The 24,706-nt window shown below is 72.9% G+C and carries 25 protein-coding genes; 9 read left to right on the forward strand and 16 right to left on the reverse strand.

Going from position 1 to position 24,706, the window contains the following annotated elements; genetic code table 11:
- The first annotated feature begins 16 nt into the window (after positions 1–16).
- On the forward strand, positions 17–790 hold the full coding sequence (locus ACIP84_RS27075; protein ID WP_055602935.1) for an SDR family oxidoreductase: 774 nt from the start codon (positions 17–19) through the stop codon (positions 788–790).
- Here ACIP84_RS27075 and ACIP84_RS27080 read toward each other — a convergent pair.
- Positions 783–2,603: a DUF2264 domain-containing protein gene (locus ACIP84_RS27080; protein WP_401801027.1), complete on the reverse strand. Its 1,821-nt coding sequence runs from the start codon at positions 2,601–2,603 to the stop codon at positions 783–785. The genes ACIP84_RS27075 and ACIP84_RS27080 overlap by 8 nt on opposite strands.
- Before the next feature lie 207 nt (positions 2,604–2,810).
- Here ACIP84_RS27080 and ACIP84_RS27085 point away from each other — a divergent pair, with 207 nt between their 5' ends.
- The 5 genes from ACIP84_RS27085 to ACIP84_RS27105 all read left to right on the forward strand — a co-directional run bounded on the left by ACIP84_RS27085 (position 2,811) and on the right by ACIP84_RS27105 (position 8,158).
- A complete protein-coding gene (locus tag ACIP84_RS27085; RefSeq protein WP_401801029.1) occupies positions 2,811–3,908 on the forward strand; it encodes a substrate-binding domain-containing protein in 1,098 nt (365 codons plus the stop codon).
- A 123-nt stretch (positions 3,909–4,031) separates the two neighbouring features.
- Positions 4,032–5,360, forward strand: coding sequence for an ABC transporter substrate-binding protein (locus ACIP84_RS27090; protein WP_401801032.1), 1,329 nt, complete (start codon positions 4,032–4,034; stop codon positions 5,358–5,360).
- Positions 5,361–5,364: 4 nt separating this feature from the next.
- The gene (locus ACIP84_RS27095; protein WP_266968427.1) at positions 5,365–6,264 is read left to right on the forward strand and encodes a carbohydrate ABC transporter permease; all 900 of its coding nucleotides are present in this window, start codon (positions 5,365–5,367) and stop codon (positions 6,262–6,264) included.
- Positions 6,261–7,118 (forward strand): carbohydrate ABC transporter permease, encoded by an 858-nt coding sequence (locus tag ACIP84_RS27100; RefSeq protein ID WP_355966002.1) that lies wholly within the window; start codon positions 6,261–6,263, stop codon positions 7,116–7,118. Before ACIP84_RS27095 ends, ACIP84_RS27100 begins: the two co-directional genes overlap by 4 nt.
- A gap of 17 nt (positions 7,119–7,135) precedes the next feature.
- Positions 7,136–8,158: a hydroxyacid dehydrogenase gene (locus tag ACIP84_RS27105; RefSeq protein WP_401801036.1), complete on the forward strand. Its 1,023-nt coding sequence runs from the start codon at positions 7,136–7,138 to the stop codon at positions 8,156–8,158.
- On the opposite strand, the gene ACIP84_RS27110 is transcribed toward ACIP84_RS27105, so the two are convergent.
- Positions 8,135–11,578: a hypothetical protein gene (locus tag ACIP84_RS27110; RefSeq protein WP_401801041.1), complete on the reverse strand. Its 3,444-nt coding sequence runs from the start codon at positions 11,576–11,578 to the stop codon at positions 8,135–8,137. The genes ACIP84_RS27105 and ACIP84_RS27110 overlap by 24 nt on opposite strands.
- A gap of 46 nt (positions 11,579–11,624) precedes the next feature.
- On the opposite strand from ACIP84_RS27110, the gene ACIP84_RS27115 reads away from it, so the two are divergent.
- Positions 11,625–12,323, forward strand: coding sequence for an ester cyclase (locus ACIP84_RS27115; protein WP_401801044.1), 699 nt, complete (start codon positions 11,625–11,627; stop codon positions 12,321–12,323).
- A gap of 95 nt (positions 12,324–12,418) precedes the next feature.
- Here the strand turns inward: ACIP84_RS27115 and groL are convergent, their stop codons facing one another.
- The 4 genes from groL to ACIP84_RS27135 form a co-directional block, all read right to left on the reverse strand.
- Positions 12,419–14,047, reverse strand: coding sequence for a chaperonin GroEL (gene groL / locus ACIP84_RS27120; RefSeq protein WP_055601340.1), 1,629 nt, complete (start codon positions 14,045–14,047; stop codon positions 12,419–12,421).
- Positions 14,048–14,157: 110 nt separating this feature from the next.
- Positions 14,158–14,466, reverse strand: a complete 309-nt coding sequence (gene groES / locus ACIP84_RS27125; RefSeq protein ID WP_017239619.1) for a co-chaperone GroES — start codon at positions 14,464–14,466, stop codon at positions 14,158–14,160.
- Between the two features lie 175 nt (positions 14,467–14,641).
- Entirely contained in the window at positions 14,642–14,833 is a 192-nt protein-coding gene (locus ACIP84_RS27130) for a hypothetical protein (protein ID WP_401801048.1), read from the reverse strand.
- Entirely contained in the window at positions 14,830–15,762 is a 933-nt protein-coding gene (locus ACIP84_RS27135) for a polysaccharide deacetylase family protein (protein WP_401801051.1), read from the reverse strand. The genes ACIP84_RS27130 and ACIP84_RS27135 overlap by 4 nt, the downstream gene beginning before the upstream one ends.
- A gap of 129 nt (positions 15,763–15,891) precedes the next feature.
- Here ACIP84_RS27135 and ACIP84_RS27140 point away from each other — a divergent pair, with 129 nt between their 5' ends.
- On the forward strand, positions 15,892–17,082 hold the full coding sequence (locus ACIP84_RS27140) for a methyltransferase domain-containing protein (RefSeq protein WP_401801053.1): 1,191 nt from the start codon (positions 15,892–15,894) through the stop codon (positions 17,080–17,082).
- A 79-nt stretch (positions 17,083–17,161) separates the two neighbouring features.
- Here ACIP84_RS27140 and ACIP84_RS27145 read toward each other — a convergent pair whose 3' ends face one another.
- The 8 genes from ACIP84_RS27145 to tsaB form a co-directional block, all read right to left on the reverse strand.
- Positions 17,162–17,797: a hypothetical protein gene (locus tag ACIP84_RS27145; RefSeq protein ID WP_355966023.1), complete on the reverse strand. Its 636-nt coding sequence runs from the start codon at positions 17,795–17,797 to the stop codon at positions 17,162–17,164.
- Between the two features lie 21 nt (positions 17,798–17,818).
- Positions 17,819–19,024: an RNA polymerase sigma factor gene (locus tag ACIP84_RS27150; RefSeq protein WP_401801137.1), complete on the reverse strand. Its 1,206-nt coding sequence runs from the start codon at positions 19,022–19,024 to the stop codon at positions 17,819–17,821.
- 82 nt (positions 19,025–19,106) lie between these two features.
- Positions 19,107–19,472 carry a YciI family protein gene (locus ACIP84_RS27155; protein ID WP_187623382.1) on the reverse strand — a complete coding sequence of 122 codons (366 nt, stop codon included), beginning with the start codon at positions 19,470–19,472 and terminating at the stop codon, positions 19,107–19,109.
- 115 nt (positions 19,473–19,587) lie between these two features.
- Positions 19,588–20,436 carry a polysaccharide deacetylase family protein gene (locus tag ACIP84_RS27160; protein ID WP_355966026.1) on the reverse strand — a complete coding sequence of 283 codons (849 nt, stop codon included), beginning with the start codon at positions 20,434–20,436 and terminating at the stop codon, positions 19,588–19,590.
- A 65-nt stretch (positions 20,437–20,501) separates the two neighbouring features.
- Entirely contained in the window at positions 20,502–20,756 is a 255-nt protein-coding gene (locus tag ACIP84_RS27165) for a hypothetical protein (protein ID WP_401801058.1), read from the reverse strand.
- Positions 20,753–21,868, reverse strand: coding sequence for a tRNA (adenosine(37)-N6)-threonylcarbamoyltransferase complex transferase subunit TsaD (tsaD, locus tag ACIP84_RS27170; RefSeq protein WP_055601347.1), 1,116 nt, complete (start codon positions 21,866–21,868; stop codon positions 20,753–20,755). The genes ACIP84_RS27165 and tsaD overlap by 4 nt, the downstream gene beginning before the upstream one ends.
- A complete protein-coding gene (gene rimI / locus ACIP84_RS27175) occupies positions 21,858–22,328 on the reverse strand; it encodes a ribosomal protein S18-alanine N-acetyltransferase (RefSeq protein ID WP_266973705.1) in 471 nt (156 codons plus the stop codon). Before rimI ends, tsaD begins: the two co-directional genes overlap by 11 nt.
- A gap of 23 nt (positions 22,329–22,351) precedes the next feature.
- Positions 22,352–23,008: a tRNA (adenosine(37)-N6)-threonylcarbamoyltransferase complex dimerization subunit type 1 TsaB gene (tsaB, locus tag ACIP84_RS27180; RefSeq protein ID WP_030318607.1), complete on the reverse strand. Its 657-nt coding sequence runs from the start codon at positions 23,006–23,008 to the stop codon at positions 22,352–22,354.
- Positions 23,009–23,128: 120 nt separating this feature from the next.
- Here tsaB and ACIP84_RS27185 point away from each other — a divergent pair, with 120 nt between their 5' ends.
- The gene (locus ACIP84_RS27185; RefSeq protein WP_355966106.1) at positions 23,129–23,671 is read left to right on the forward strand and encodes a L,D-transpeptidase; all 543 of its coding nucleotides are present in this window, start codon (positions 23,129–23,131) and stop codon (positions 23,669–23,671) included.
- Between the two features lie 200 nt (positions 23,672–23,871).
- Here ACIP84_RS27185 and ACIP84_RS27190 read toward each other — a convergent pair whose 3' ends face one another.
- Both ACIP84_RS27190 and tsaE read right to left on the reverse strand, forming a co-directional pair.
- The gene (locus ACIP84_RS27190) at positions 23,872–24,063 is read right to left on the reverse strand and encodes a hypothetical protein (protein ID WP_401801061.1); all 192 of its coding nucleotides are present in this window, start codon (positions 24,061–24,063) and stop codon (positions 23,872–23,874) included.
- Positions 24,064–24,197: 134 nt separating this feature from the next.
- Positions 24,198–24,698 (reverse strand): tRNA (adenosine(37)-N6)-threonylcarbamoyltransferase complex ATPase subunit type 1 TsaE, encoded by a 501-nt coding sequence (gene tsaE, locus ACIP84_RS27195; protein WP_030318610.1) that lies wholly within the window; start codon positions 24,696–24,698, stop codon positions 24,198–24,200.
- Positions 24,699–24,706 lie beyond the last annotated feature (8 nt).

A 24,706-nucleotide genomic window follows, 5' to 3' on the forward strand; every position in this document is an offset into this window, starting at 1 on the left:
GCACTACCGTGCCCGTATGACGACTGCACTGATTACGGGCGCCACCGCGGGCATCGGGGCCGCTTTCGCGCGGAGGCTCGCCGCGGACGGCCACGATGTCGTGCTCGTGGCCCGGGACGTGAAGCGGCTCCGGGAGCAGGCGACGGAGCTGCACGACCGCCACGGCATCGAGGCCGAGGTGCTCGCGGCGGACCTCGCCGAGGAGAAGGGCATCGCCGCCGTCGAGGCCCGGCTCTCGGACCCGAAGCAGCCGGTGGACATGCTCGTGAACAACGCCGGCTTCGGCAACAAGGGCCGCTTCCTCGAGGTGTCCATGGCCGACGAGCTGAAGATGCTCACGGTGCACTGCGAGGCGGTGCTGCGGCTGACCTCGGCGGCCGCCGCCTCGATGAAGGAGCGCCGGCGGGGCTCCGTGGTCAACGTCGCCTCGGTGGCGGCCTTCGTGCCCCGCGGCACCTACGGGGCGTCGAAGGCCTGGGTCGTGCAGTTCACCCAGGGCGCTGCGCGGGACCTGGCGGGCAGCGGCGTACGGCTGATGGCGCTCTGTCCCGGCTTCGTGCGGACCGAGTTCCACGAGCGGGCCGGGATGGGGACGGACAACATCCCGGGCTGGATGTGGCTCGACGCGGACAAGCTGGTGACGGCGGCGCTCGCCGACCTGGACCGGGGCAAGTCGCTGTCGATCCCCGACCCCCGCTACAAGGCCCTCATGGGTGTGGTGAAGCTGGCGCCGCGCGGGCTCCTGGGCGGGGTCTCCTCCAAGGCGGGCCGGAAGTACGGGCCTAAGTAGCGTCGAGGTCCAGTCGCGTGGTGGCGCCGTCCTGCCAGGTGACATGGAGGGTGTGGCCGGTGACCCGGACGGCCGCGAGGTCCGTGACGGGGGCCGGGGCGGGCTCGGCGGTGAGTGAGGCGAGCGCGACGAAGAGGGTGGCCGGGCCGCTCGTCGCGCCGTGCAGGGCGAGGGTGCGGCTGCCGGGCCCCTGGAGGGTCTCCCCGGTGGGGAGTTCGGCGGCGGGCACGGCGGCTCCATGGTCCTCGGGATAGCCGTGCACCGGGTGCAGTTGCGCGTGCGGCCCGCCGTGGGTGGTGGCCCAGCCCGTCTGCCGTACGGGCGTCCCGTCCGGGGCGCCGAGGACCAGGTGGGCGCGGACCTCCGCGCGGCCGTGGGCGAGGGTCGCGGAGACGACCCGGACGCCGGGGCACGGGGTGTGCCGCGAGGCGGCCCAGCCGGGGCCGGTGCCGGCGGGTGCGGCGGGGCCCCGGCTGGTCGGCCTCCCCTCGACGAGCAGCGCGAAGTGGTTGTCGGCGGGGGCCGGCCCGGTGGTGGGTCCCGTACGGGTCGCGTACGCCTGGCGGGCGTAACCGGGGTCGTCCTCGCCGCCCTCGGCGCTGTGCACATGGTTGCTGCCGTGGTTGTGCAGGCGTACGAGTCCGTCGGCGGCGGTGGTCTGGACGAGCAGCCCGGCCGGGGCGACGGAGCGGACGGTGTCGGCGCGTTCGGCCGGCAGGGGTTCCTCGCGGTCGGTCCAGGCGGGGTGCCCGGCGGGCAGGAGGAGGCCGAGGAAGCCCTTGGACGCCCAGTACGGGGAGCCGGGGCCCGAGTACTCCTGGACCAGCGGCGCGTACGGGCCGTGCCAGCCGAGCGTGAGGAGCCCGTCCGGGCCGGTGGCGCCGCGGTCGAGGAAGTACCGCAGGGTCCCGGAGGCGAGGCGGCGGGTGGCGCCCGGGGTGAGCGGGGTGTGCCCGGTGAGGCTGCCGAGCCAGGGGGCGGCGGCCGCGGCGAAGCGGTAGATCAGGGAGCGCCCGTACGGGAGCGGGGCGCCGTTGGCGTCGAAGAGGTGGACGTAGTCGTCGAGGTGGGCGCGCAGGCGGGGCCCGTACCGGTCGAGCAGCGCCCGGTCCCCGGCGAGGTGGGCGTGGAGGACCGGGTAGAAGTGCAGGGCCCAGGCGTTGTAGTGGTCGAAGGCGCGGTTGTCGCCGTCGCTGTACCAGCCGTCGCCGAGGTACCAGTCCTCGATCCGGGCGAGGGAGCGGTCGACGGTGGCGGCGGCCCGGTCGGTGTCGACGCCGGCGTCCTGGAGGAAGCCGGCGACGGTGAGGCCGAAGAGCCACCAGTTGTTGTCGACGGGCGAGGGGCCGAGGGCGGGGCGGAGCCAGTCGACGACCTGCTCGCGGGTGCGGTCGTCGAGCCGGTCCCAGAGCCAGGGGCGGGTGAGGCGGAGGCCGAGGGCGACGGAGGCGGCTTCGACGATCGCCTGCCGGGTGCCGGTGGTGAGGGGCCAGGAGTCCTCGTCCGCGCGTCCGGGCTTCGCGGTGCCGGCGGCGAGGCCTTCCGCGTACCGGTCGAGATGCCCGTGCGGGTCCTCGCCCCGCGCGCCCGCGACCCGGAGCGCCGCGAGGAGGAAGGTGCGGGCCCAGCCCTCCAGGCCGTCGGAGCGAGCTCCGGACCAGCTGGGCCGGGGGCCCGGCAGGTCGATCAGTCCGTGCCGCGGGGAGGCGAACGGGCGTACTGCCAGGAGGAGTCGGTCGGCCGTGTCCTCCCAGTGGGCGCGGGTCCAGCCGGTGTACGGGCTGAGCTCACGGTTCTCGGGCGGCGTGGGCATGATGCTCCCTGAGGTTCCCGGGGCTCGCTCGGGAACGTTCTCGGGCTCCCCGCGGTGACGACTCCGTCGCCGGGAATCCTGGACAGGCTCCGATCGGACGTCAAGAGAATCGGAGCGAATGATCGAACTTTCTTCCGTTCGATCATTCGGGGGCCGCGGGTGATCTAAGGTCGGGGAACCACCACCACCGCGAGGGGGAACTGCGCCGTGCGCGAGAGTGCTGCCGAACGACACGACCGACTGCTGGCCCTGGTGCGCGAGCGCGGCACCGCCCGCGTCGCCGAACTGGCCGAGCGGCTCGGGGTCTCCCCCGTCACCGCCCGCAGGGACGTCGAACTCCTGGCCGGCCGGGGACTGCTCGACCGGGTGCACGGCCAGGTGTCCTGGCCCGAGCGGCGGGGCGCCCCGGGCGGCGGACGGACCGGTGAGGGCCTGGTCCTCGGGCTGCTCGCGCCCTCCGCCACGTACTACTTCGCCGAGGTCATCCGCGGTGCGCACGAGGCGGCGGCCCGCGCCGGCGCCCGGCTCGTCCTGCGCGTATCGGACTACCGGCCCGAGGAGGACCGGGCCCGCACCGAGGGGCTGCTCGCGGCCGGTGCCGAGGGCGTCCTCGTCGCACCGGGCTGGCGAGGACCCGAGGACCGGCGCGCGTACGGGGACTGGCTGGCCGAACTCCCCGTACCGGCGGTGCTCCTGGAGCGCCGGGCCGAACCCGGCAGTCCGCTGGACGGCCTCGACCGGGTCGCCTCCGACCACGCCCACGGCGTCCTGCTGGCCCTGCGCCACCTGCTCGCCCTCGGCCACGCGACCCCGTTGCTCGTGGCGCGCCGGGACTCGCCGACCGCGCTCGCGGTGCGCGCCGGGTACGCCGAGGCGCTGGGCACCCTGGGCCTCTCGGAGCCCCGGCCGGTCATCGACTCCGTACCGGCCGAGGCGGATCCGGAGGGCTTCGAACGGGCGGTGCGGGCGCTGCACGAGGCGGTCGGGTCCGGCCTGGCGAGCGCGGCGCTGGTGCACAACGACGTGGACGCGATCGAGATCGTGCAGCGCCTCGCCGAGCTGGGTGTACGGGTGCCGCAGGACCTGGCCCTGATCGCGTACGACGACGAGGTCGCCGCGCTGGCCGACACCCCGCTGACGGCGGTCGCGCCGCCGAAGCGGCAGGTGGGGCGGCACGCGACGGAACTCCTGGTGGAGCGGCTGACGGAGGGTGCGGACGAGGACGCGGCGCGGCGCCATCTGGGGCTGCTGCCGAGGCTGCGGGTCCGGGACTCGTGCGGGGCGCGCACGACGTCCTCCGGCTGAGTCCCGGCCGACTTACGTCTGATCTTTTTTCGATCAATCAATCTTTCGCTCTTGACTTCGGTCACGAACGGTCACAGGATCACGGCCACAACCTCCCCGCCGCCGCCCTTCAGGAGTCGTGCCGTGACCCGTAGTTGGAGCAGAACGTCCCGTGTCATAGCCGGCACCGCCACCGCCCTCGCCGTACTCACGGCCTGCGGCGGCAGCGGTGACGACACAGCGAACAGCACGGCGAACAAGCCGAACGGGCCCGTGACCCTCACCTTCTGGGGCTGGGCCAAGGGCTCCAAGGACGTCGTCGACGCCTTCAACGCCTCCCACACCGACATCCAGGTGAAGTTCGAGGAGATCCCCTCCGGCACCGCCGGCGGCTACGCCAAGATCTCCAACGCCGTGAAGGCCGGCAACGCCCCCGACCTCGTCTCCATCGAGTACTCCTCACTCCCCGAGTTCGTGAGCTCCGGCGCCCTCCAGGACATCGGCGGCCAGTTCACCGAGGCCGACCGCGCCAAGCTGCTCCCGCAGACCGTCGAACTCACCACCCTCGGCGGCAAATCCTGGGCCGTCCCCTTCGACGCCGCCCCGCAGGCCTTCTTCTACCGCAAGGACCTCTTCGCGAAGTACAAGGTCCAGGTCCCCACCACCTGGGACGAGTTCAAGAAGGCCGCCGAACAGGTCAAGAAGGCCGACGCCAAGGCCCGTATCGCCACCTTCTTCCCCGACGACCCGACCACCTTCGAGGCGATGGCCTGGCAGGCCGGCGCCCAGTGGTTCAAGGCCGAGAACGACACCTGGAAGATCGACACCACCGACGCGGCCACCACCAGGGTCGCCGGCTACTGGCAGGGCCTCCTCGACGCCGGACTCGTCCACAAGAACGCCTCCTTCAGCCCCGAGTGGACCGGCTCCCTCAAGAACGGCACCACCATCGGCTACCTCGGCGCCTCCTGGGGCGCGGGCGTCCTCAAGGGCACCCTGCCCGAGCAGGACGGCAAGTGGGGCGTCGCCCCGATGCCCAGCTGGGACGGCAAGCCCGCCAGCGGCATGCTCGGCGGCACCTCCTTCGCCGTCACCAAGGACAGCAAGCAGCAGGCCGCGGCCGTCACCTTCGCCGAGTGGATGTCCACCACCGAGGCCGGCGTGAAGGCCCGGATCGCCTCCGGCACCTCCTCCGCCTTCCCCGCCGCCACCGCACTGCGCCCCGTCGCCAAGAAGGCCTTCGACGCGAGCTACTACGGCGGCCAGGACATCTACGCCCTCTTCGAGACCGCGGGTGCCTCCATCAGCCCGAACTGGGCCTGGGGCCCGACCACCGGCACCACCAACACCACCATCAAGGACCACTTCGGCAAGATCACCCAGGGCGGCCCCGGCATCGCCGACGCCGTCAAGGCCGGTCACGACGCCACCGTCGCCGAACTCACCAAGCGCGGCCTGAAGGTCGAGGGCTGACCGGATGAAGGCCCGCACCCGCGCCGCCACGATCCTGCTGACCCCCTTCTTCCTGCTGTTCACCGCGGTGATGGTGGTGCCGATCGGATACGCGGTCTGGCTCAGCCTCTTCACCGAGAAGCAGTCCGGACTGGGCTTCGGCGGCACCGAGACCGTCTTCACCGGCCTCGACAACTACACCGCGGCGCTGGGTGACCGGGCCTTCCGCGAGGGCTTCGGCGTCCTGCTCGGATACTGCCTGCTCTACATCCCGCTGCTGCTCGCCGGGGCCCTCGGCCTCGCCCTCCTGCTCGACTCGGCGCTCGCCCGCGCCCGCCGCTTCTTCCAGCTCGCGCTGTTCCTGCCGCACGCCGTCCCCGGCATCATCGCCGCGCTGATCTGGGTCTACCTCTACACACCCCAGCTCAGCCCGGTCGTCCAGGCCATGGAAGCCGGAGGCATCGGCTTCGACTTCTTCTCGCCCGAAGGCGCCCTGCCCTCCGTCGTCAACATCGCGCTGTGGGAATGGCTCGGCTACAACATGGTCATCTTCTACGCGGCCCTCCAGGCCATCGACCGCTCCGTCCTCGAAGCCGCCACCGTCGACGGAGCCGGCGCCTGGCGCATCGCCTTCTCCGTCAAGGTCCCGCTCGTCAAGGCCTCGCTCGCCATGGTCGCCCTCTTCACGATCATCGGCTCCCTCCAGCTCTTCACCGAGCCGCTGATCCTCAACAAGGGCACGGGCTCCGCCGTCACCTCCACCTGGACGCCGAACATGTACGCCTACACCGCGGCCTTCGACCGCAACGACTACGGACTCGCCGCCGCGGCGTCCGTACTCCTCGCCCTGACGGCGGCACTGCTGTCGTTCGCGGTGACGCGGATGACGGGCCGCCGCAAGGCCGGGAAGGAGCGCACGGCATGACCGGCCGACCCCGCACCGGCTCCGTCTGGCTCTCCAAGGCCGCCGTCAACGGCGCCCTCGTCCTCGCCGTCGTCTACATGCTCTTCCCGCTGGTCTGGCTGCTGACCGCCGCCACCAAGGACGCCGGCGGTCTCCTCGCCGGAAACGCCTTCTCCTTCGAGGGCTTCGACCTGGGCGGCAACCTCACCCGGCTCGCCGAGTACAACGACGGCATCTACTTCCACTGGTACGCCAACAGCCTGCTGTACGCCGGACTCGGCGCCCTCGCCTGCTCGTTCGTCAGCGTCGCCGCCGGATACGCCTTCCACGTCTACGACTTCCGGGGCAAGGAGAAACTCTTCGGCCTCGTCCTCCTGGGCGTGCTCGTCCCCACCACCGCCCTCGCCCTGCCGATGTACCTCCTGGCCAGCGAGGTCGGCGTCGTCAACACCTACGGGGCCGTGCTCGTCCCGGTCCTCGTCAACCCCTTCGGCGTCTACCTGTCCCGGGTCTTCTGCGCCGGCTACATCCCCGACGAGGCCCTGGAGGCGGCCCGTATCGACGGGGCGGGCGAGCTGCGCGTCTTCTGGTCCATCGGCCTGCGCATGGTGATGCCCGGCTTCGTGACCGTCTTCCTCTTCCAGTTCACCGCCGTCTGGAACAACTTCTTCCTCCCCCTGGTGATGCTGTCGGACCAGAAGCTCTACCCGCTGAGCCTCGGCCTGTACGCGTGGAACAGCAACGCCCACGCCGAACCCGACTTCTACCCCCTCGTCGTCACCGGATCCCTGCTCGCCGTCGTCCCCCTCGTCGTCGCCTTCGTCTCCCTCCAGCGCCACTGGAAGGCCGGTCTGACGGCCGGCAGCGTCAAGTGAGGAGCTCAGGTACCACGATGCACCCGACCACTGACAACCGCCCCGCACTGCTGCTCGCGATGGGCGAGGGCGTGGCCGAACGCCTCCTCACCGACACCCACCGCACCCGCCTCGGCGCACTCACCCGCACCGACCCACACCTGGTCGCCCACGACCTGACGTCCCGGGACCCGCGGACCACCACCGCGCTCGCCGAGGCCGAGATCCTCCTCACCTGCTGGGGAGCGACCCCGCTGACCGCCGACGTCCTGGACCGCGCACCGCGCCTGCGGGCGGTCGTCCACGCGGCCGGCTCGGTCAAGCACCACATCACCGAGGCCTGCTGGGACCGCGGCCTGCGCGTCACCTCGGCCGCCGCTGCCAACGCGCTGCCGGTCGCCGAGTACACGCTCGCCGCGATCCTCTTCGCCGGGAAGCGGGTCCTCGGCTCGGCCCAGCGGTACGCCGAACTCCGCGCCGACCACGCCTGGCTCACCGAGTCCGCGACCTGGGGCAACTACCGCCGCACGGTCGGCATCGTGGGCGCGTCCCGGATCGGCCGCCGCGTGATCGACCTGCTGCGCCCCTTCGACATCGAGATCCTCCTGTACGACCCGTACGTCGACGTCCCGCCCCCCGGCGTGGAACTGGTCACCGACCTCGACGACCTGTGCGCCCGCAGCACGGTCGTCTCGGTCCACGCCCCCCAGCTCCCGTCCACGGACCACATGATCGGCGCGCCCCAACTGGCGGCGATGCGCGACGGAACGACCCTGATCAACACGTCCCGCGGCTCCCTGATCGACGAGCGGGCCCTCCTCCCCCACCTGACCTCGGGCCGCCTCCACGCGACCCTGGACGTGACCGACCCGGAGCTCCCGCCCCCCGACTCCCCGCTCTACACCCTGCCGAACGTCCTGCTCACCCCGCACGTGGCAGGCTCCCTCGGCAACGAACTCCACCGCATGACGGACCAGGCGCTGGAGGAGGTGGGGCGGTACGTCCGGGGCGAACCGTTCGCGGAGGAGGTACGGGCCTCAGACCTCCAGCGCTCGGCGTAGGCGGTCGGCCTCGCCGAGGACCAGGGGGACGGCGTCGGGCTCGTGGTGCAGGACGGCGGGCAGCGCCTCGTACCAGGGCCCCACGTGCAGGGCGAGCGCGGTGATCTCGCGGGCGCGGCCGGGGTCGGGGTGCGTCAGGGCCAGCACCGCATAGGCCCTGGCCCGGGCGAGCCCGACGCGCGCGAGCCCGTCGAGAAGGGCCTCCGCCCGCCCGTGCTCACCGGCGCGGGCCAGCACCTCCGCGAGGTCGAGCCGCAGCGCGGCGGTCTCCTCGGTCAGCTCCGCGGTCGCCTCCGCCACCAGCGACTCCGCGTCGTCGAACCGACCGGCCGCGACATACGCCTGCGCCACGAACGACACCTCGCGGCGCCCGTCGGCGAACCGGAGGAACGACGCCGACTCGGCCAGCAGCTCCGCGGCCTCCTCCCGCCGTCCCAGCACCGTCTGCGCCCCCACCACGGCGGCCAGCGGCACCGCCGTGGACCGCAGGGTCCCGCGCGCTGCGGCCACCGCACGGTCCAGCTCCAGGGCCGCTTCGTCGTCCCGGCCCTCCCCGTGCAGGGCCAGGGCGCGCGCCGCACGCCTCTCCACCTCCGCGACCGGGACCCCGGTCTCGGGCGCGGGGAGCCGGGGGCGCGGTACGCCGTCGCCGCTCAGCCGCACACAGCCGCGTCGCGCGGCCGGCCGGCCGAACTCCCGGAGCAGCTCGTCGGGTCCCTGGGCCCCCCGGGCGCGGGCGATCAGCCCGACCAGGTACTCCCGCTGATTGACGCGTGCCCCCCGGGACTGCAGCTCGGCCTCCTCGAACCGGCCCGTGGCCAGGAGGGCCCGGACGACCCGGAGGAGGTGCGGCTCCCGGTCCGTCCCCGCCTCCAGGCCGTCCGTCAGGAGTCGGGCGGGCGCGAGGTGACCTGCCAGGGCCAGCGCCTCCGCCACGGCGGCGAGGACGGGGGCGACGTCCTCGTGCCGGGGCGCGCGGCTCGTCTCCTCCACCCGGCCGAGGAGTGCGGCGGCCCGCTCGCGGTGACCGGCCGCGGTGAGGGCACGGGCGAGGAACACCTTCAGGCTCGCCCCCTGCGGATCGGCCACGTCCGGCTCGCTCGCGGCCAGCGCCTCGGCCTCCTCGACGTGCCCCGTCCTGACCAGGGCCCCGATGGCCGCCCGTACGGCGCGGGGGCGGCTGAACCGGTCGGTCAGCGCGGCGAGAACGGGACGGATCCTGTCGACGGCGTCCTGCTCCGCCCAGGCCTCGACGAGTGCGGCGCGGGCGTGGCTCCGGCTGCTCTCCGAGACGAGCAGGGCGAGGAGCCCCTCTGCCCGGCCCGGGTCCCCCTGCTCCGCCAGCGCCTTGACCAAGGCGAGGCGCATCGCCTCACCGTGCCGCGAGGTCCCGGGCTCGACGGCGAGCGCCTCGGCCCGCTCGGAGGCTCCGGCGGCCACGAGAGCGGTGATCAACTCCGCGGCGAGTTCGCTCCCGCCGGCGGGGGCCTCGTCCGCCACGACGGCGAGCGCTTCGGTAACGAGCCGGTCGGGCCGGGTCGGCGCCTGCGGATCGAGGGCGCCGGCGGTACCGAGGGACGGGGAGGCGGCTGCGGTACCGAGGGCCTCAGCGATCCGCAGCAACCCCAGCGCCTTCCCGAACCCCCGCTCCGACCGGGCGAGGGCGAGGGCCTCGGGCGCGCGGGACGATGCCGCGAGGGCGCCGCAGACGATCGCGTGGCCGAGGGCGCGGGTCCGGTCCTCCCTCACCTCCCGTACCGCCCCCAGAGCACGTCGGAACTCGCCCGCACCGCAGCGGAAGGCCACCAGGGCCAGCAGCGGACGACGGCGCAGGATCGGCCCCGATAGCGCGTTCATGGCCTCCTCCGCCCTGTCCGCGGCGCCGACGGCGAGCCAGGAGTCGCCGACGGCCCAGAGCGCGAAGGGGCGTTCCTGGCTCTGGTGTTCGGCGCGGGCCAGGGAGTCGGCCTCGTCCAGGAGGGCGTGGGCGCGTTCTCGCAGGCCGTCGGCGTGCAGCAGCTCGGCGACGGCGCACAGGGCCCGGATCCGGTTCGGCGGTGCGAGTCCGCGCGCGAGCGCCAGCGCGCGGTCCCGCTCGCCGAGCTCGGCCCAGGCGACGGGCAGGCCGGCGGGAACCTGGCCGTTGCGGTCCCGCAGCGCGGCCCGCCGCAGGGCGAGCCGCAGCAGGGCCGTGAGCAGGGCCGGGCGATCGCCCCGCGCGAGCAGCGCCTCCCCCGCCGCCTCGATCTCGGCGAGCGCCGCCCCGTCGCCGCCCGTGGCGGCGAGCAGCCGGTCGTGCCGTACCGCGTCGAGGGCGCAGTCCACCATCCCGTCCGGGTCGCCGGCCGCTCGCAGCATGGTGAACCAGCCGTGCAGCAGGTACGCCGGCGTGTCCGCCGGCCAGCCCCTGGCCCGTCGGCTCTCCGCCCAGCCGCGCAGGACCCCGCGCCACCGCTCCTGCTCGCGCGGGCCCAGCATCTCCCGTGCCTGGACGACCAGTTCCTCGTGGGCGAGGAGATAGCCCTCGTCCCGGAGCGCGAACGTGCGCCCGGGGCCGGTGCGCAGCAGGTCCCGCACCCGGTAGGGCACGTCTCCGGTCAGCTCGGCGAGGTCGTCCGCCGTCAGGCCCCCGCCCGAGGCGGTGACCAGCCCCAGGAGCTCGTACGGGAGACCGCCCGCGGCCAGGAGGTGCTTGAGCTCGCGCTCCGCCTCCGCCCTGATCGCGCGGGCCCGCGGGGAGGGCGGGAGGATCCGTACGACCTCCGCGTTCCTCAGCGGATGGTCCGGCCGCACGTCCGCCGGGAGTGGCGGGTTCAGCCGGCCGGAGACGACGACGTGGCCGGAGGCGGGCAGCAGGCTCGCGATCGAGCGGGCCTCCGGGCCCGTCGTCACGCCCCGGTCCTCGTCGAGGCCGTCGACCAGCAGGACCAGCCGTTCGCCGCGCGCGGCGCAGGCCCGGGAGGCCTCGCCGTAGAGGCGGAACAGGTGGGCGTCCTTGGTGGCGGCGGTCAGATGGGCCGGGATCCCCTCGCCCGCCAGCTCCGCGAGTTGCTCCAGGACCACGTCGACGTACGCGACGGCGTCGTTCTGCGAGCCGAGGCGGGCGGTGACGAAGAAGGGGACGATCCGCACGCCGGCCGGCGGGTTGAGCGCGAACCAGGCCATGAGCGCCGTCTTCCCGGCCCAGGCGTCCGCCCGCCACCACCGGTACCCGTCCCCCGTACGGCAGAAGGCGGCGAGCTCGGCCAACTCGTCCTCACGGCCGATGAGTTCCGGCGGCGCGATGCGCCGGACCTGTTCCCGGTACGCCGAGCGGACCGTCGCCCCCGTGCCGAATCCCACCTGGTTGCCGTCGCCGATCACGACAACGCCCGCTTCGTTGTCGACCGTGACCGACCGCTCTCCCCCTGCCCGCTCCATGCGTCCAACCTAGACTGGAGAGATCCCACCTGGGTCGGGAGGCGTCATGACGTTCACGCAGATCATCGACTTCAAGACCAGCCGGATCGACGACATGAGCCGGCTCATGGACCGGTGGATCGAGCAGACCAAGGGCAAGCGGACCGCCACGCACAGCGTTCTCGGCAAGGACCGGGCCGATTCCACGCATCTCGTGGAGATCGTGGAGTTCCCGTCCTACGACGTGGCCATGCGGAACTCGCAGCTTCCCGAGACCGACCGGATCTTCCGGGAGATGGTGGCGCTCTGTGACGAGATGCCGACGTTCACCGACCTGGACGTGGTCCGCGACGAGGCGATGTACAAGAACAACGCCCGGCGCTTCCTGGAGATGATCGCGACCGAGCCGGAGCTCGCGCTGCTCGACGAGCTGCTCGCCGAGGGGTGCCACTTCCGCAATCCGGCCAACGCCCAGGACACCATCGGCATGGACGCGTTCCGGCGCGAGGTGGAGATGTGGCGGGGCGGCTTCGACTTCGCCTTCACCGTCGACGACCAGATCGCCGAGGGCGACCGGGTCTGCACCCGCTGGACCTGGAAGGCGACCCACAACGGCGACTTCCTGGGGCTCCAGCCCACCGGTATGGACGTGACCATGACCGGGATGATCATCCACCGCTTCCGGGACGACGGGAAGATCGTCGAGGGGTGGTGGCAGTACGACATGCTCGGGCTCATGGGACAGCTCGGAGCCGTGGAGGGATAGCGGGAAGACAGCCGTGGAGGAGTAGCGGGAAGACGCCGAGGCCCGGTGCCCCCGCGACGGGGGCACCGGGCCTCGGTGATCAGCTACGGCACGCGTCAGTGCGAGTGGCCGTGACCGTGGCCGTGGCCGTGGTCCGCCGGCTCCTCTTCCTTCTTCTCCACCACGAGGGTCTCGGTGGTGAGGAGGAGGGAGGCGATCGAGGCGGCGTTCTCCAGCGCGGAGCGCGTCACCTTCACCGGGTCGATGACGCCGGCCTTGACCAGGTCGCCGTACTCGCCGGTCGCGGCGTTGAAGCCCTGGCCCTTGTCGAGCTCCGCCACCTTCGAGGTGATGACGTAGCCCTCGAGGCCGGCGTTCTCGGCGATCCAGCGCAGCGGCTCGACGGCGGCGCGGCGGACGACCGCGACACCCGTGGCCTCGTCACCGGTCTTGTCGAGGTTGCCCTCGAGGACCTTGACGGCGTGGACGAGCGCGGAGCCACCGCCGGAGACGATGCCCTCCTCGACCGCGGCGCGGGTCGCCGAGATGGCGTCCTCGAGGCGGTGCTTCTTCTCCTTCAGCTCCACCTCGGTGGCGGCGCCGACCTTGATCACGCACACGCCGCCGGCCAGCTTCGCGAGGCGCTCCTGGAGCTTCTCGCGGTCCCAGTCGGAGTCCGTGGACTCGATCTCGGCCTTGATCTGGTTGACGCGGCCCTGCACCTCGGACGAGTCGCCGCCACCGTCGACGATCGTGGTGTCGTCCTTGGTGATGGTGACGCGGCGGGCGGTGCCGAGCACGTCCAGGCCGGCCTGGTCGAGCTTGAGGCCGACCTCCTCGGCGATGACGGTCGCACCGGTGAGGGTGGCGATGTCGCCGAGCATGGCCTTGCGGCGGTCACCGAAGCCGGGGGCCTTGACGGCCACGGCGTTGAAGGTGCCACGGATCTTGTTCACGACCAGGGTCGACAGGGCCTCGCCCTCGACGTCCTCGGCGATGATCAGGAGCGGCTTGCCGGCGCCGGCCTGGATGACCTTCTCCAGGATGGGCAGCAGGTCCTGGATCGAGGAGATCTTGCCCTGGTTGATCAGGATGTACGGGTCGTCGAGGACGGCCTCCATACGCTCCTGGTCGGTCACCATGTAGGGGGACAGGTAGCCCTTGTCGAAGGCCATGCCCTCGGTGAAGTCGAGCTCCAGGCCGAAGGTGTTGGACTCCTCGACGGTGATGACACCGTCCTTGCCGACCTTGTCCATCGCCTCGGCGATGAGCTCGCCGACCTGCTGATCCTGCGCGGAGAGCGCGGCGACGGCGGCGATGTCGGACTTGTCCTCGATCGGGCGCGCGGTGGCGAGCAGCTCGTCGGAGACGGCCTTGACGGCGGCGTCGATGCCCTTCTTCAGGGCGGCCGGGGAGGCACCCGCGGCGACGTTGCGCAGACCCTCGCGGACCAGGGCCTGGGCGAGCACGGTGGCGGTGGTGGTGCCGTCACCCGCGATGTCGTTGGTCTTGGTCGCCACCTCCTTCACCAGCTGGGCGCCGAGGTTCTCGTACGGGTCCTCGATCTCGACCTCGCGGGCGATCGTGACACCGTCGTTGGTGATGGTGGGGGCGCCGAACTTCTTGTCGATGACGACGTTGCGGCCCTTGGGGCCGATCGTCACCTTCACCGTGTCGGCAAGCTTGTTGACGCCGCGCTCAAGGGCGCGACGGGCGTCCTCGTCGAACTTCAGGATCTTCGCCATGGGAGCGGTTCAGCCCTCTCGGAATGGGGTGGAACGAACCGCGCCCCCGGACGCCCGGTGCGGGGTCAAGGGGCGCAGCTCAAAGCATCTGCTTCAGATACTTCGGTGAATTACTTCTCGACGATCGCGAGCACGTCGCGAGCCGAGAGGACGAGGTACTCCTCGCCGTTGTACTTCACCTCGGTGCCGCCGTACTTGCTGTACAGCACGATGTCGCCGGTCTTGACGTCGAGCGGCAGACGCTCGCCGTTCTCGAAGCGCCCCGGGCCCACGGCCAGGACGACGCCCTCCTGGGGCTTCTCCTTGGCGGTGTCCGGGATGACCAGGCCAGAGGCGGTGGTCTGCTCGGCGTCGAGCGGCTGGACCACAATGCGGTCCTCGAGCGGCTTGATGGCAACCTTGGAGCTGGTGGTCGTCACGATCCGACCTCCCCCTTCGGAGATCTCGGGGTTAACTGTCTGAGGTGGCGACCAGGTGGATCCGTCGTCGCGGGTGCCGGACCTGCCCGTCGCTCTGTTGGCACTCTCCAGTGGTGAGTGCCAGGGCCGAGACTATGACCGCGATTAGCACTCGGTCAAGCGGAGTGCCAATTCCTCACCCGTGGCGGTGCGCTTCCGGCCGCCGGGGCGCATCGTCGGCCGCGGCGGCCGGCTCCGCCCCGCGGGTGCCGACGCGTTCGACGGCCTTCCGGCCGAGCCGCTCGATCGAGTCCACGGTCGAGGCGCAGCCGGTCAGCCCCAGCACGAGGACGGCGGCCAGGAGGGGCAGCGCCCGCCGTCCGCTCACACGTAGTCCTCGAGCTTCGCGACCGCGTACCCCTTGGCCGTGATCACGTTCATCACCCGGCGGACCATGTCGGCCATGCTGCCCTTCCAGTCGTCCTTGCCCCGGAAGTGGGTGAGGACGATGTCGCCGGGGTGCAGGTCCCGGTCCCACTCGCGCCACTCCATGTGGTCGGGGAAGGCCTCCGCCGCCCACAGCGGGACGGCCTTGACGCCGCACGTCCTGGCGGCGCGCAGGGTGTCCTCGTTGTAGTTGCCGTACGGCGGGCGGAACAGCGGGGGCCGGGTGCCGAATCGTTTCTCGATGACGTCCTGCATGCCGCAGATCTCGCGCTTCTGCTGCTTGTACGAGAGTCCGGGCAGGTAGCGGTGGTTGAGCGTGTGGTTGTGCAGGGACACCCCCGCCTCCTGCGACTTCTGCATCCGGGCGAAGTAGCCGTAGTCGTCCTTGACGACGTAGTCGCTGAGGAAGGCGCTGTAGGGGATCTTCAGCTCCTTCATCATCCGCAGCAGTTCGGGGTCCTTCTCCGAGCCGTCGTCGATCGTCAGGAAGACGATCTTCTGCTTGGTCGGGACGGTGGTGAAGACGGGCGGCAGGTCCTCGCCGTCGGTCTCGAAGCCCTTGCGGGTGGTGATCCTCGGCTTGACGGCGGGCGGGGCCGGGGCTTCGAGCGGGGGCTTGGCGAGGCCCCACTTCTTGGCGGCGAGCACGCGGGCGGCGCGCTGCTTGTGGACCTTCTCGACGTACGCGTTGAGGGCGCCGGCCGCGCCCTGCTCCTGGGCCCGCGCCTGCTGCCCGGCGGCGGGGGCGGGGGCGGGCGCGCCGCGTTCCGGCTCGGCGCTTCCGGAGCAGCCGGTGGCGGCGGAGGCGAGGGCGGCGACGACGAGCACCGCCCCGAGCGCCCGGGAGGAACCGTGCACACCTTTTGCCATCGTTTAGTCCTTTTGTCGTACGAGTCGTATGGCGCCGCATCCTGTCAGCGCGGAGGCCCCTTCACGGGCACGACACCGCCGTACGTGCCCCCGGTCCCCCGGCCGGCCCACAGCACCGCAGGGCCCACAATGGGACGGGTGACCGACCTCGCCTCCTTCGCCCCGCTGCTCACCCCCGAGGGGCAGACGCTCCTCACGGCCCTCCGCGACCACGACCCCGCCCAGGAGCTGGCGATCGTCTCCCGGCTGCGCCGCGACCACCCCGCCGAGCTGGTGACGGCGGCCGTCGGGCAGGCGCGGCTGCGGCAGCGGGCGGTGGCGAAGTTCGGCGCGGAGGACGCGTACCGGATGTACTTCACGCCGAACGGCGTCGAGCAGTCGACGCGCGCCTCGGTCGGCACCTACCGGGCCGGCCGGATGAAGGCGCTCGGGGTCCGCAGCGTCGCCGACCTCTGCTCCGGGATCGGCGGCGACGCGATCGCGCTCGCCCGCGCCGGGATCTCGGTCCTCGCCGTGGACCGCGACCCGCTGACGGCGGAGGTCGCCCGCGCCAACGCCGAGGCGCTCGGGCTCACGGAGCTCATCGAGGTGCGGTGCGCGGACGTCACCGACATCGACACCACCCCGTACGACGCGGTCTTCGTCGACCCGGCGCGGCGCGGCGGCCGGGGCAGGATCTTCGCCCCCGAGGCCTACTCCCCGCCGCTCTCCTGGGCGGTCGAGGCGGCCCGCAAGGCCCCGCACGCGGCGCTCAAGGTGGCCCCCGGCATCCCGCACGAGGCGGTCCCCGCGGAGGCCGAGGCCGAATGGATCTCGGACGGCGGGGACGTCAAGGAGGCCGTCCTCTGGTTCGGCACGGAGCCGGGCGCCCGCCGCGCCACCCTGCTCCCGTCGGGCGCCGGCCTCGTCGGCCGCGGCCTCCCCGACCCGGCGGTCCGCCCGGTCGGCCGCTACCTCTACGAGCCGGACGGCGCGGTCATCCGCGCGCATCTCGTCGCCGAGGTGGCCGAGGAGCTGGCCGGCGGCCTGATCGACGAGACGATCGCGTACGTCACGGCGGACGGACTGATCCCGACGCCGTACGCCGCCGCGTACGAGATCACCGACGAACTCCCCTTCAACCTGAAGAAGTTGAAGGCCCTGCTGCGAGAGCGCGAGGTCGGCACCCTGACGGTGAAGAAGCGCGGCTCGGCGGTCGAACCCGAGGAGATCCGCCGCAAGGTGAAGCCGAAGGGCCCGAACGCGGCGACGGTCCTGCTCACCCGCGTCGCGGGAGCCCCGACGATGCTGATCGGCCGCCCGGCGGGCGGCGGCCGCTGAGCTTGCCGCTCAGGACGGGACGCGCCGCGGCCTGGGCGGGCCGCTCAGGTCGCGACGCGCGGCGGCCGGGGCGGGCCGCTCAGGAAGCGGCTGACGGCCCGCGGCCCGTGAGGCGCACGGCGAAGCGGTAGTGGCCGACGGCCTTCACCAGGCCCGTCAGACCGGTGACCCAGAGGATCATGGCGACGCCCATGCCGTACGCGACCAGGCCGTAGCCGTCGTACCGGCTGACGCCGGCCGGGACCGCGAAGCCCAGCCAGAGGCCGAGGCCGCACATCGCGAAGGACAGCAGCAGCCAGCAGGCGCTGAGCACGGGGGCGCGCAGCCGGGCGTCCGTCGGGCCGTGCCGGTCCAGGGCCGCCCACTGGGCGAGGCGTGCACGGACCGTCCGGTCGAGCCGCAGGCTGCGGACCGTCAGCCACACGGCAGGGACGAGGACCCCGATGCCGAGGACCGAGGTGACGAGCCCGGTCATCACCATCAGCGGGTCGAGGACGGGCTGTCCTATCGCGATGAGCAGGACGCCGACCAGGCCCCAGCCCAGTTGGAGCAGGAAGAACCAGAGCAGGAACATCGTGAGCCGCGCGCCCCCGAGCAGCCGCCTGCCCAGCTCGTCCAGGGCCCGCGCCCGGTCGGCGAGCCGGGCGTCCCGGTCGGGCCAGCTCCGGATCTCGGCGGGCGGGGGCGGCGGGGGCAACGGGTTGCGCGGGGACATGCCAAGCACCCTAAGCGCGCGTCACGGCAGGTCCAACTCCCGCGCCCTCCCCCGCAGCAGCGCCCGTTCGCTCTCGTTGCGGGTGAGGCCCGCCGCCCGCTCGAACTCCGCGCGCGCCTCCTCCGCCCGACCGAGGCGGGCCAGCAGGTCGCCGCGGACGCTCGGCAGCAAGTGGTAGCGGGCCAGGTCCGGTTCGGCGGCGAGGGCGTCGACGATCGGCAGGGCCGCCGCGGGGCCCTCGGCCATCGACACGGCGACCGCGCGGTTCAGCTCGACGACCGGCGAGGGGGCGAGGGCGCCCAGCCTCCCGTACAGCGCGGCGATCGTCGCCCAGTCCGTCTCCTCGTACGAGGCGGCCCGCGCGTGGAGGGCGGCGATCGCGGCCTGGAGGGCGTACGGCCCGTACGAGCGCCCGTCCCCGGCGCGTTCGAGCGCGGCGTATCCGCGCCTGATGAGGAGCCGGTTCCAGCGCCGCCGGTCCTGCGCGTCGAGCAGCACCGGCCGCCCGTCGGGCCCGGTCCTGGCCGCCGTCCGGGAGGCCTGGAGCTCCAGCAGGGCGACGAGCCCCTGCGCCTCGCCCTCCTGCGGGACGAGCGCCGCGAGGACGCGGGCGAGCCGCAGCGCGTCCTCGCAGAGGCCGGGACGCAGCAGGTCGTCGCCCGCGGTCGCCGCGTACCCCTCGTTGAAGATCAGGTAGACGACCTCGAGGACGGAGCCGAGCCGGGCCGCCCGGTCCTCCCCGTACGGCACCTCGAACTCCACGCCCGCCTTCGCGAGCGCCCGCTTGGCGCGGGTGATCCGGGCCGCGACGGTCGCCTCCGGCACGAGGAAGGCGCGGGCGATCTCGTCCGTGCGGAGCCCGCCGACGAGCCGCAGGGTGAGGGCGGCGCGCGCCTCGGCGGAGAGCACCGGGTGGCAGGCGGTGAAGATCAGCCGCAGCACGTCGTCGTCGATGTCCCCGGGGCCCGAGGGCTCGGGATCGTAGGACTCCTCCGTGAGCGTGCGGCCGACCTCGGCGAGCTTCCGCGCGTACGTCTCGCGCCGCCGCACCAGGTCGACGGCCCGGTGCTTGGCGGCGGCCGTCAGCCAGGCTCCCGGGCGCTCCGGGACGCCGGTCCGCGGCCACTGCTCCAGGGCGGCGACGAGCGCGTCCTGGGCGATCTCCTCGGCGATGCCGACGTCGCGGACGAGCCGCGCCACCGTGGCGATGATCCGCGCCGACTCCATCCGGAAGACCGTCTCCAGCGTCTCCTCGACCGTCTGTGCCGTCACGTCTCACATGACAGCACAGGTACGGCTCCGGCAGCGGTCAGCCCTCCGGCATCTCCTCGACCTCGCGGACCTCGAGACCGACCTTCCACTGCGGCGGGTGCACGGCGAGGAACCGCTTCCCCCACTCGACGGCCTCGGCCATGTCCTTGCACTGGAGCATCGCGTAGCCGCCGACGACCTCCTTGGTCTCGGTGAACGGCCCGTCGGTGAACGACAGCTTCCCGTCCGACCAGGTGATCCGGGTGGACTCGGAGGTCGGCCGGAGCCCGGCGGTGTCCACCATGGCCCCGGCCTTGGTGATCTCCTCGAAGAGCGCGCCCATCCGCTCCTCGAAGCCGGGGTCGGCGCTCTCCATGTCGATGGTGTTCTCCTCGATGCGGACGAGGGACAGGAAGCGGGGCATGACGACTCCTCGATGACGCGGTGGCGGGGCCGTTCCCCGCCTTCCACACTTACGTCGAACGGGAGAGGCCCGCATCGACGACTCGCGAGAAGTTCTTCCTCCCGGCGCGTTCGGCTCAGACGTAGTCCTCCAGGCGCGCCACCGTGAAGCCCTGTTCCTGGATGCGGCGGAGCATCGTCGCCGTCATCTCGGTCATCGTCCGGCCCTTGAGCTCGGACGGGCCGCGGAAGTGGGCCAGGATGATGTCGCCGGGGTGCAGTCTCCGGTCGGCGCGCTGGTACTGCATGTTCTTGATCTGCATGGACTCGCGCCACAGCACGATCGCGTCGACGCCGCACGTGCCCGCCGCCGCGCGCGTGGCCTCGTTCCAGTTGCCGTAGGGCGGGCGGAAGAGCCGCGGGGTCGTGCCGTACCGCTGCGCGAGCTTGGTCTGCTGGCCGCATATCTCCCGGCGCTGGGCGTCCTGGGAGAGGGTGCGCAGGTCGGGGTGGGTGAGGGTGTGGTTGGCGAGCCCGTGGCCCTGGGCGACCAGCGGGGTGAAGTACCCGTAGTCGGCGCGGACGGCCGAGTCCGTGAGGAACATCGTGACCGGGATGTCGAGGTCCTTCATCATCCGCACGAACGCGGGATCCTTCTCCGCGCCGTCGTCGATCGTGATGAAGACGATCTTCTCGGTGGTGGGTATGTCGCTGATGACGGGGACCGGGCCGCCCGGCTTGCGCGTCACCGGCTTGACCGCCGGCGGCGCGGGCGGGGCCGGGAAGGGCTTGAGGCCCCAGCGGCGGTACGCGGCGGCGGCCGCGGCCCCGGGCTCCTCGGGTGCCTTCTGCCCGGCGGAGGGGTCGGCCGCGGGTGCGTCCGTCTTCGCCGGGGCGGCGGCGGGACCGGGCCGCTCCGCCCCGCAGCCGGTCACCAGGAGGGCGGCGGCGGTCAGCGCCGCCCACAGCGCGATCGTCTTCTTCACGCGCTGTGGGATGCCGGATTCGATCGAAAGGTTGCTCTACTTTCGATCGCGTGTCGCCTCTTCGGCTATTCGACCGGTTCGAAACGCCAGCGGTGGACCGGACGCGTGATCAGCTCCGCGTCCGGCTCCGGCAGCTCGGGCAGCTCGGCGTCGAAGGTCTCCGCCTCCCACCAGGTGAGGACGAGGACCCGGTCCTGCGGGGCCCGGAAGACCTCCCGGCGGATCGGCTCACGGGCGAGGACCCGCGCCCGGGCCCATTCCAGGAGCTCGGCTCCCCGGCCCTGCGCGGCCCGCGCCTCCCACATGAGGGTGAGCCTCATGAGTACAGGTTCTCCTTGCTGACCTCGTGCACATGATCGTGGTCGTGGGAGTGGCCGTGCGCGTGCGCGCCCGGCACGTGCGGGTCCGTCACCGGCAGCGACGAGTCCGCCGACAGTTCCAGGTCGGAGGCGGGCCGGTTGCGGGCCACCATCTCGGAGCCGAGGGCCGCGACCATCGCGCCGTTGTCCGTGCACAGTCCGGGCCGGGGGACCCGCAGCCGGATGCCGGCCCGCTCGCAGCGCTCCTGGGCGAGGGCACGGAGCCGCGAGTTGGCGGCCACGCCGCCGCCGATCATCAGGTGGTCGACGCCCTCGTCCTTGCAGGCACGGACGGCCTTGCGGGTGAGGACGTCCACGACCGCCTCCTGGAAGGACGCGGCGACGTCCCGGACCGGCACGTCCTCGCCGGCCGCCCGCTTGGCCTCGATCCAGCGGGCCACGGCGGTCTTGAGGCCGGAGAAGGAGAAGTCGTACGCGGGGTCCCGGGAGCCGCTCAGACCGCGCGGGAACGCGATGGCGGCCGGGTCGCCCTCCTTGGCGAGCCGGTCGATGACCGGTCCGCCGGGGAATCCGAGGTCGAGCACCCGGGCGATCTTGTCGAAGGCCTCGCCCGCCGCGTCGTCGATGGTGGCGCCCATCGGCCGCACGTCGGAGGTGATGTCGGAGGAGAGCAGCAGCGACGAGTGCCCGCCGGAGACGAGCAGCGCCATCGTCGGCTCGGGGAGCTTGCCGTGCTCCAGCTGGTCGACGCAGATGTGCGAGGCGAGGTGGTTGACGCCGTAGAGCGGCTTGCCGAGGGCGTACGCGTAGGCCTTGGCCGCCGAGACGCCGACGAGCAGCGCGCCCGCGAGGCCGGGGCCGGCCGTGACGGCGATGCCGTCGAGGTCCTTCGCGGAGATCCCGGCCGTCCTGAGGGCGCGCTCGATCGTCGGGACCATCGCCTCCAGGTGGGCGCGGGAGGCGATCTCGGGCACGACGCCGCCGAAGCGGGCGTGGGTGTCGACACTGGACGCGACGGCGTCCGCGAGGAGCGTGGTCCCGTGGACGATGCCGACGCCGGTCTCGTCGCAGGAGGTCTCGATGCCGAGTACGAGCGGTTCGTCAGCAGCCATCAGAATCAGTCTCAGTTCCTTGAACGGTCAGTCGCATCACGAGCGCGTCCACGTTTCCGGGCTGGTAGTAGCCGCGCCGGAAACCGATGGGCTCGAAGCCGAAGCGCTCGTAGAGCTTCTGGGCCCGGGTGTTGTCCACGCGCACTTCGAGGAGCACCTCTTCGCACTCGAAGGCGGTGGCGTGGTGGAGCAGGTCGGTGAGGAGCCGGGCGCCGAGCCCCGTACCCCACTGGTCGCGGGCGGCGGCGATCGTCTGCACGTCGCCGAGTCCGCCGGCCGCGGCGAGCCCGGCGTACCCGACGAGCCTGCCCTCGGGGGTCTCCGCCACGATGTAGCGGCGGGTGGCCCGCGGCCCGCGCGCGTGCGCGAGCTCCGACCAGAACATCCCCGCCGACCAGGCGTCCTCGGGGAACAGCTCGTCCTCGAGGGCCAGCACCGGTGCGATGTCCCACCAGCGCATCTCGCGCAGTTCCACGGCGACGGTCACTTGGGTGTGACCACCTTGTAGTTCTTCGGGACCTGGGCGTCCGGCCGGCGCAGGTACATCGGCAGCGGGTCGAGGAAGCCGCCCTCGCCGGCCGCGAGCCGCTCCGCCGCGAGCGCGGCGAGCGCGGCCGCCGACTGGTGCTCGGGGTCGCGGGCGTCGGGGAAGGCCTCGGGGTAGAGGCGGGCGCCCGCGCCGACGACGGGGAGTCCGGCGAGCCGCTCGGCGATCTCGGCGGGCCGGTCGACGGCCGCGTCGGTCACCCGCGTGCGGGAGTCGTCGTACCGCGCCCAGTAGACCTCCTTGCGGCGCGCGTCCGTGGCGACGGCGAACGGCTCGTCGATCCCGGAGGCGTACGCGAGGCCGTCGAGGGTGCACAGGCCGTGCACCGGGACGCCGAGCGCGGAGGAGAAGGCCGCGGCCGTGACGAGGCCGACCCGGAGGCCGGTGTACGGCCCGGGGCCGACGCCGACGACGATCCCGGTGACCGCGTCGAGCTTCAGGCCGGCCTCCTTGAGGACCCGGTCGACGGCGGGCAGCAGCAGCTCCCCGTGGCGGCGGGCGTCGACCTGACTCGACGAGGCGACGACGGCCTCGCCGTCGTGGAGGGCGACGGTGACGGCGGGGGTGGCGGTATCCATGGCGAGCAACAGCACGCGAACAGCCTACGGCTCCCGGGCACGGTGCCCCGCCCCCCGCTCCCCCGGCTGCTACCGTCACCCTTCGATACGTTCGTACGAGAGGTGGGCACGGTGGCACGGAGCAGCTCGGGATTCGTGGCCGGGCTCACGGCGGCGGCCGTCGCCGCGGTCTGCTTCCTGGCGTACCAGGCCTCGGCGAACGCTCCCGCCGATCTGGCGGTCAAGCCCCGGACCCCCGGCACCTCCGTCCCGTCGATCTCGCCGAGCGGCGGGCCGAAGCAGCCGGCGAAGGACCCCCTGGCCGTGCCCGCGGCCTCCGGCAGCGGCGAGCGCGTCGTGTACTCCCTCGCCGACCGCCGGGTGTGGCTGGTCGACGCGAAGGGCAAGGCCACCCGGACGTTCACGGTGATGCCGAGCACGGTGGACCCGGCGCCGGGCGCGTACAGCGTGACGTCCCGCTCGGGCTCGGTCCGCGGCTCGGACGGCGTGCAGATCGAGCACGTGGTGCGGTTCGCGACGGCCCAGGACGTGGCGATCGGCTTCAGCGCGGCGGTGGACGGCTCGACGCCGAGCCCGGACCCGGCGAGGAAGACCGGCGGCATCCGCATGAAGCGGGCCGACGGGGACGCGCTGTGGACGTTCGCGGTGATCGGCGCGAAGGTCGTCGTCGTCGCGTAGGCGCGCACGCGCACCGGGCGGGCCGCTCCGGACCCGCCCTCACGGGCGCGGGGTTCCGCCCTTCAGGGGCGCACGGCCGCGCCTCCACGGGCCGCACGGGCCGCACCGCTCAGCTCTTCACGGCCCGCACCGCTCAGCTCTCCCAGGGCCGCACGGCTCAGCCGTACCGCCCCGGGCCGGGCGGGCCGCCGCCCGGCGGGCTACGCGGCTCTGCCGCGCACGACCCGCACGATCCGCTCGACCTGCCCGGCCCTCGCGCCGCGCTCCTCGTCCGCCCGCTCGGGGCGCCGGCCCGGCGGTGTCGACACGGCGCGGGCGGCCGCGCAGGATGCCAGCAGCTCACTCATCGAGACGTGGTCCCGGACGGGTTCCGCGCGCTTCGGCGTCGCCATGCATGCCTCCCGTAGGTTAGGTTCACCTAACCAGCTTGTGCATCCATGTCACCACGGCACGTGGGAACGACGCAACACCTTCCCGACACGTTGTCGGAAACTACGTACGACCGTGGGGCCGCCGGTACGGCCGGTCAGAGCACGCCCAGGTCCTCGTCGGCCCAGCGCGGGCCGATCCCGCGCAGCACGACCGTGCGCCGGTCGTCGTCGGTGTCGCCGGTCACCCGGTGGATCAGCAGGTGCAGCCGGTCGTCCGTCAGCTCCTCGACCTTCCCGTCACCCCATTCGACGACGACGACCGACTCGGGCAGCGAGACGTCGAGGTCCAGGTCCTCCATCTCGTCGAGCCCGCCGCCGAGGCGGTAGGCGTCCACGTGCACCAGCGCGGGGCCGCCGACCAGGGACGGGTGGACACGGGCGATGACGAAGGTCGGGGAGGTGACGGCGCCGCGCACGCCGAGGCCCTCGCCGAGGCCCCGCGTGAGGGTGGTCTTCCCGGCGCCGAGTTCACCGGTGAGCATGACGAGGTCGCCGGGGCGGAGGATCTTCGCGAGACGGCGGCCGAGCTCCTGCATCTGCTGGGGGGAGTCGATGGCGAGAGTGGCGCCGGAGACGGGCGGGTGCGCTGCTTCCATACCCGCCA

The sequence above is a fragment of the Streptomyces sp. NPDC088707 genome (genome assembly GCF_044752725.1).
Lineage (GTDB): Bacteria > Actinomycetota > Actinomycetes > Streptomycetales > Streptomycetaceae > Streptomyces.

Bases quoted from the DNA above. Each gene is read 5' to 3' on its own strand.
- ACIP84_RS27075 (WP_055602935.1), top strand. From the start codon at position 17: ATGACGACTGCACTGATTACGGGCGCCACCGCGGGCATCGGGGCCGCT.
- ACIP84_RS27080 (WP_401801027.1), bottom strand. From the start codon at position 2,603: ATGCCCACGCCGCCCGAGAACCGTGAGCTCAGCCCGTACACCGGCTGG.
- ACIP84_RS27095 (WP_266968427.1), top strand. From the start codon at position 5,365: ATGAAGGCCCGCACCCGCGCCGCCACGATCCTGCTGACCCCCTTCTTC.
- ACIP84_RS27100 (WP_355966002.1), top strand. From the start codon at position 6,261: ATGACCGGCCGACCCCGCACCGGCTCCGTCTGGCTCTCCAAGGCCGCC.
- ACIP84_RS27105 (WP_401801036.1), top strand. From the start codon at position 7,136: ATGCACCCGACCACTGACAACCGCCCCGCACTGCTGCTCGCGATGGGC.
- ACIP84_RS27110 (WP_401801041.1), bottom strand. From the start codon at position 11,578: ATGGAGCGGGCAGGGGGAGAGCGGTCGGTCACGGTCGACAACGAAGCG.
- ACIP84_RS27115 (WP_401801044.1), top strand. From the start codon at position 11,625: ATGACGTTCACGCAGATCATCGACTTCAAGACCAGCCGGATCGACGAC.
- groL (WP_055601340.1), bottom strand. From the start codon at position 14,047: ATGGCGAAGATCCTGAAGTTCGACGAGGACGCCCGTCGCGCCCTTGAG.
- ACIP84_RS27135 (WP_401801051.1), bottom strand. From the start codon at position 15,762: ATGGCAAAAGGTGTGCACGGTTCCTCCCGGGCGCTCGGGGCGGTGCTC.
- ACIP84_RS27140 (WP_401801053.1), top strand. From the start codon at position 15,892: ATGGGACGGGTGACCGACCTCGCCTCCTTCGCCCCGCTGCTCACCCCC.
- ACIP84_RS27145 (WP_355966023.1), bottom strand. From the start codon at position 17,797: ATGTCCCCGCGCAACCCGTTGCCCCCGCCGCCCCCGCCCGCCGAGATC.
- ACIP84_RS27150 (WP_401801137.1), bottom strand. From the start codon at position 19,024: ATGGAGTCGGCGCGGATCATCGCCACGGTGGCGCGGCTCGTCCGCGAC.
- ACIP84_RS27155 (WP_187623382.1), bottom strand. From the start codon at position 19,472: ATGCCCCGCTTCCTGTCCCTCGTCCGCATCGAGGAGAACACCATCGAC.
- ACIP84_RS27165 (WP_401801058.1), bottom strand. From the start codon at position 20,756: ATGAGGCTCACCCTCATGTGGGAGGCGCGGGCCGCGCAGGGCCGGGGA.
- tsaD (WP_055601347.1), bottom strand. From the start codon at position 21,868: ATGGCTGCTGACGAACCGCTCGTACTCGGCATCGAGACCTCCTGCGAC.
- rimI (WP_266973705.1), bottom strand. From the start codon at position 22,328: ATGCGCTGGTGGGACATCGCACCGGTGCTGGCCCTCGAGGACGAGCTG.
- ACIP84_RS27190 (WP_401801061.1), bottom strand. From the start codon at position 24,063: ATGGCGACGCCGAAGCGCGCGGAACCCGTCCGGGACCACGTCTCGATG.
- tsaE (WP_030318610.1), bottom strand. From the start codon at position 24,698: ATGGAAGCAGCGCACCCGCCCGTCTCCGGCGCCACTCTCGCCATCGAC.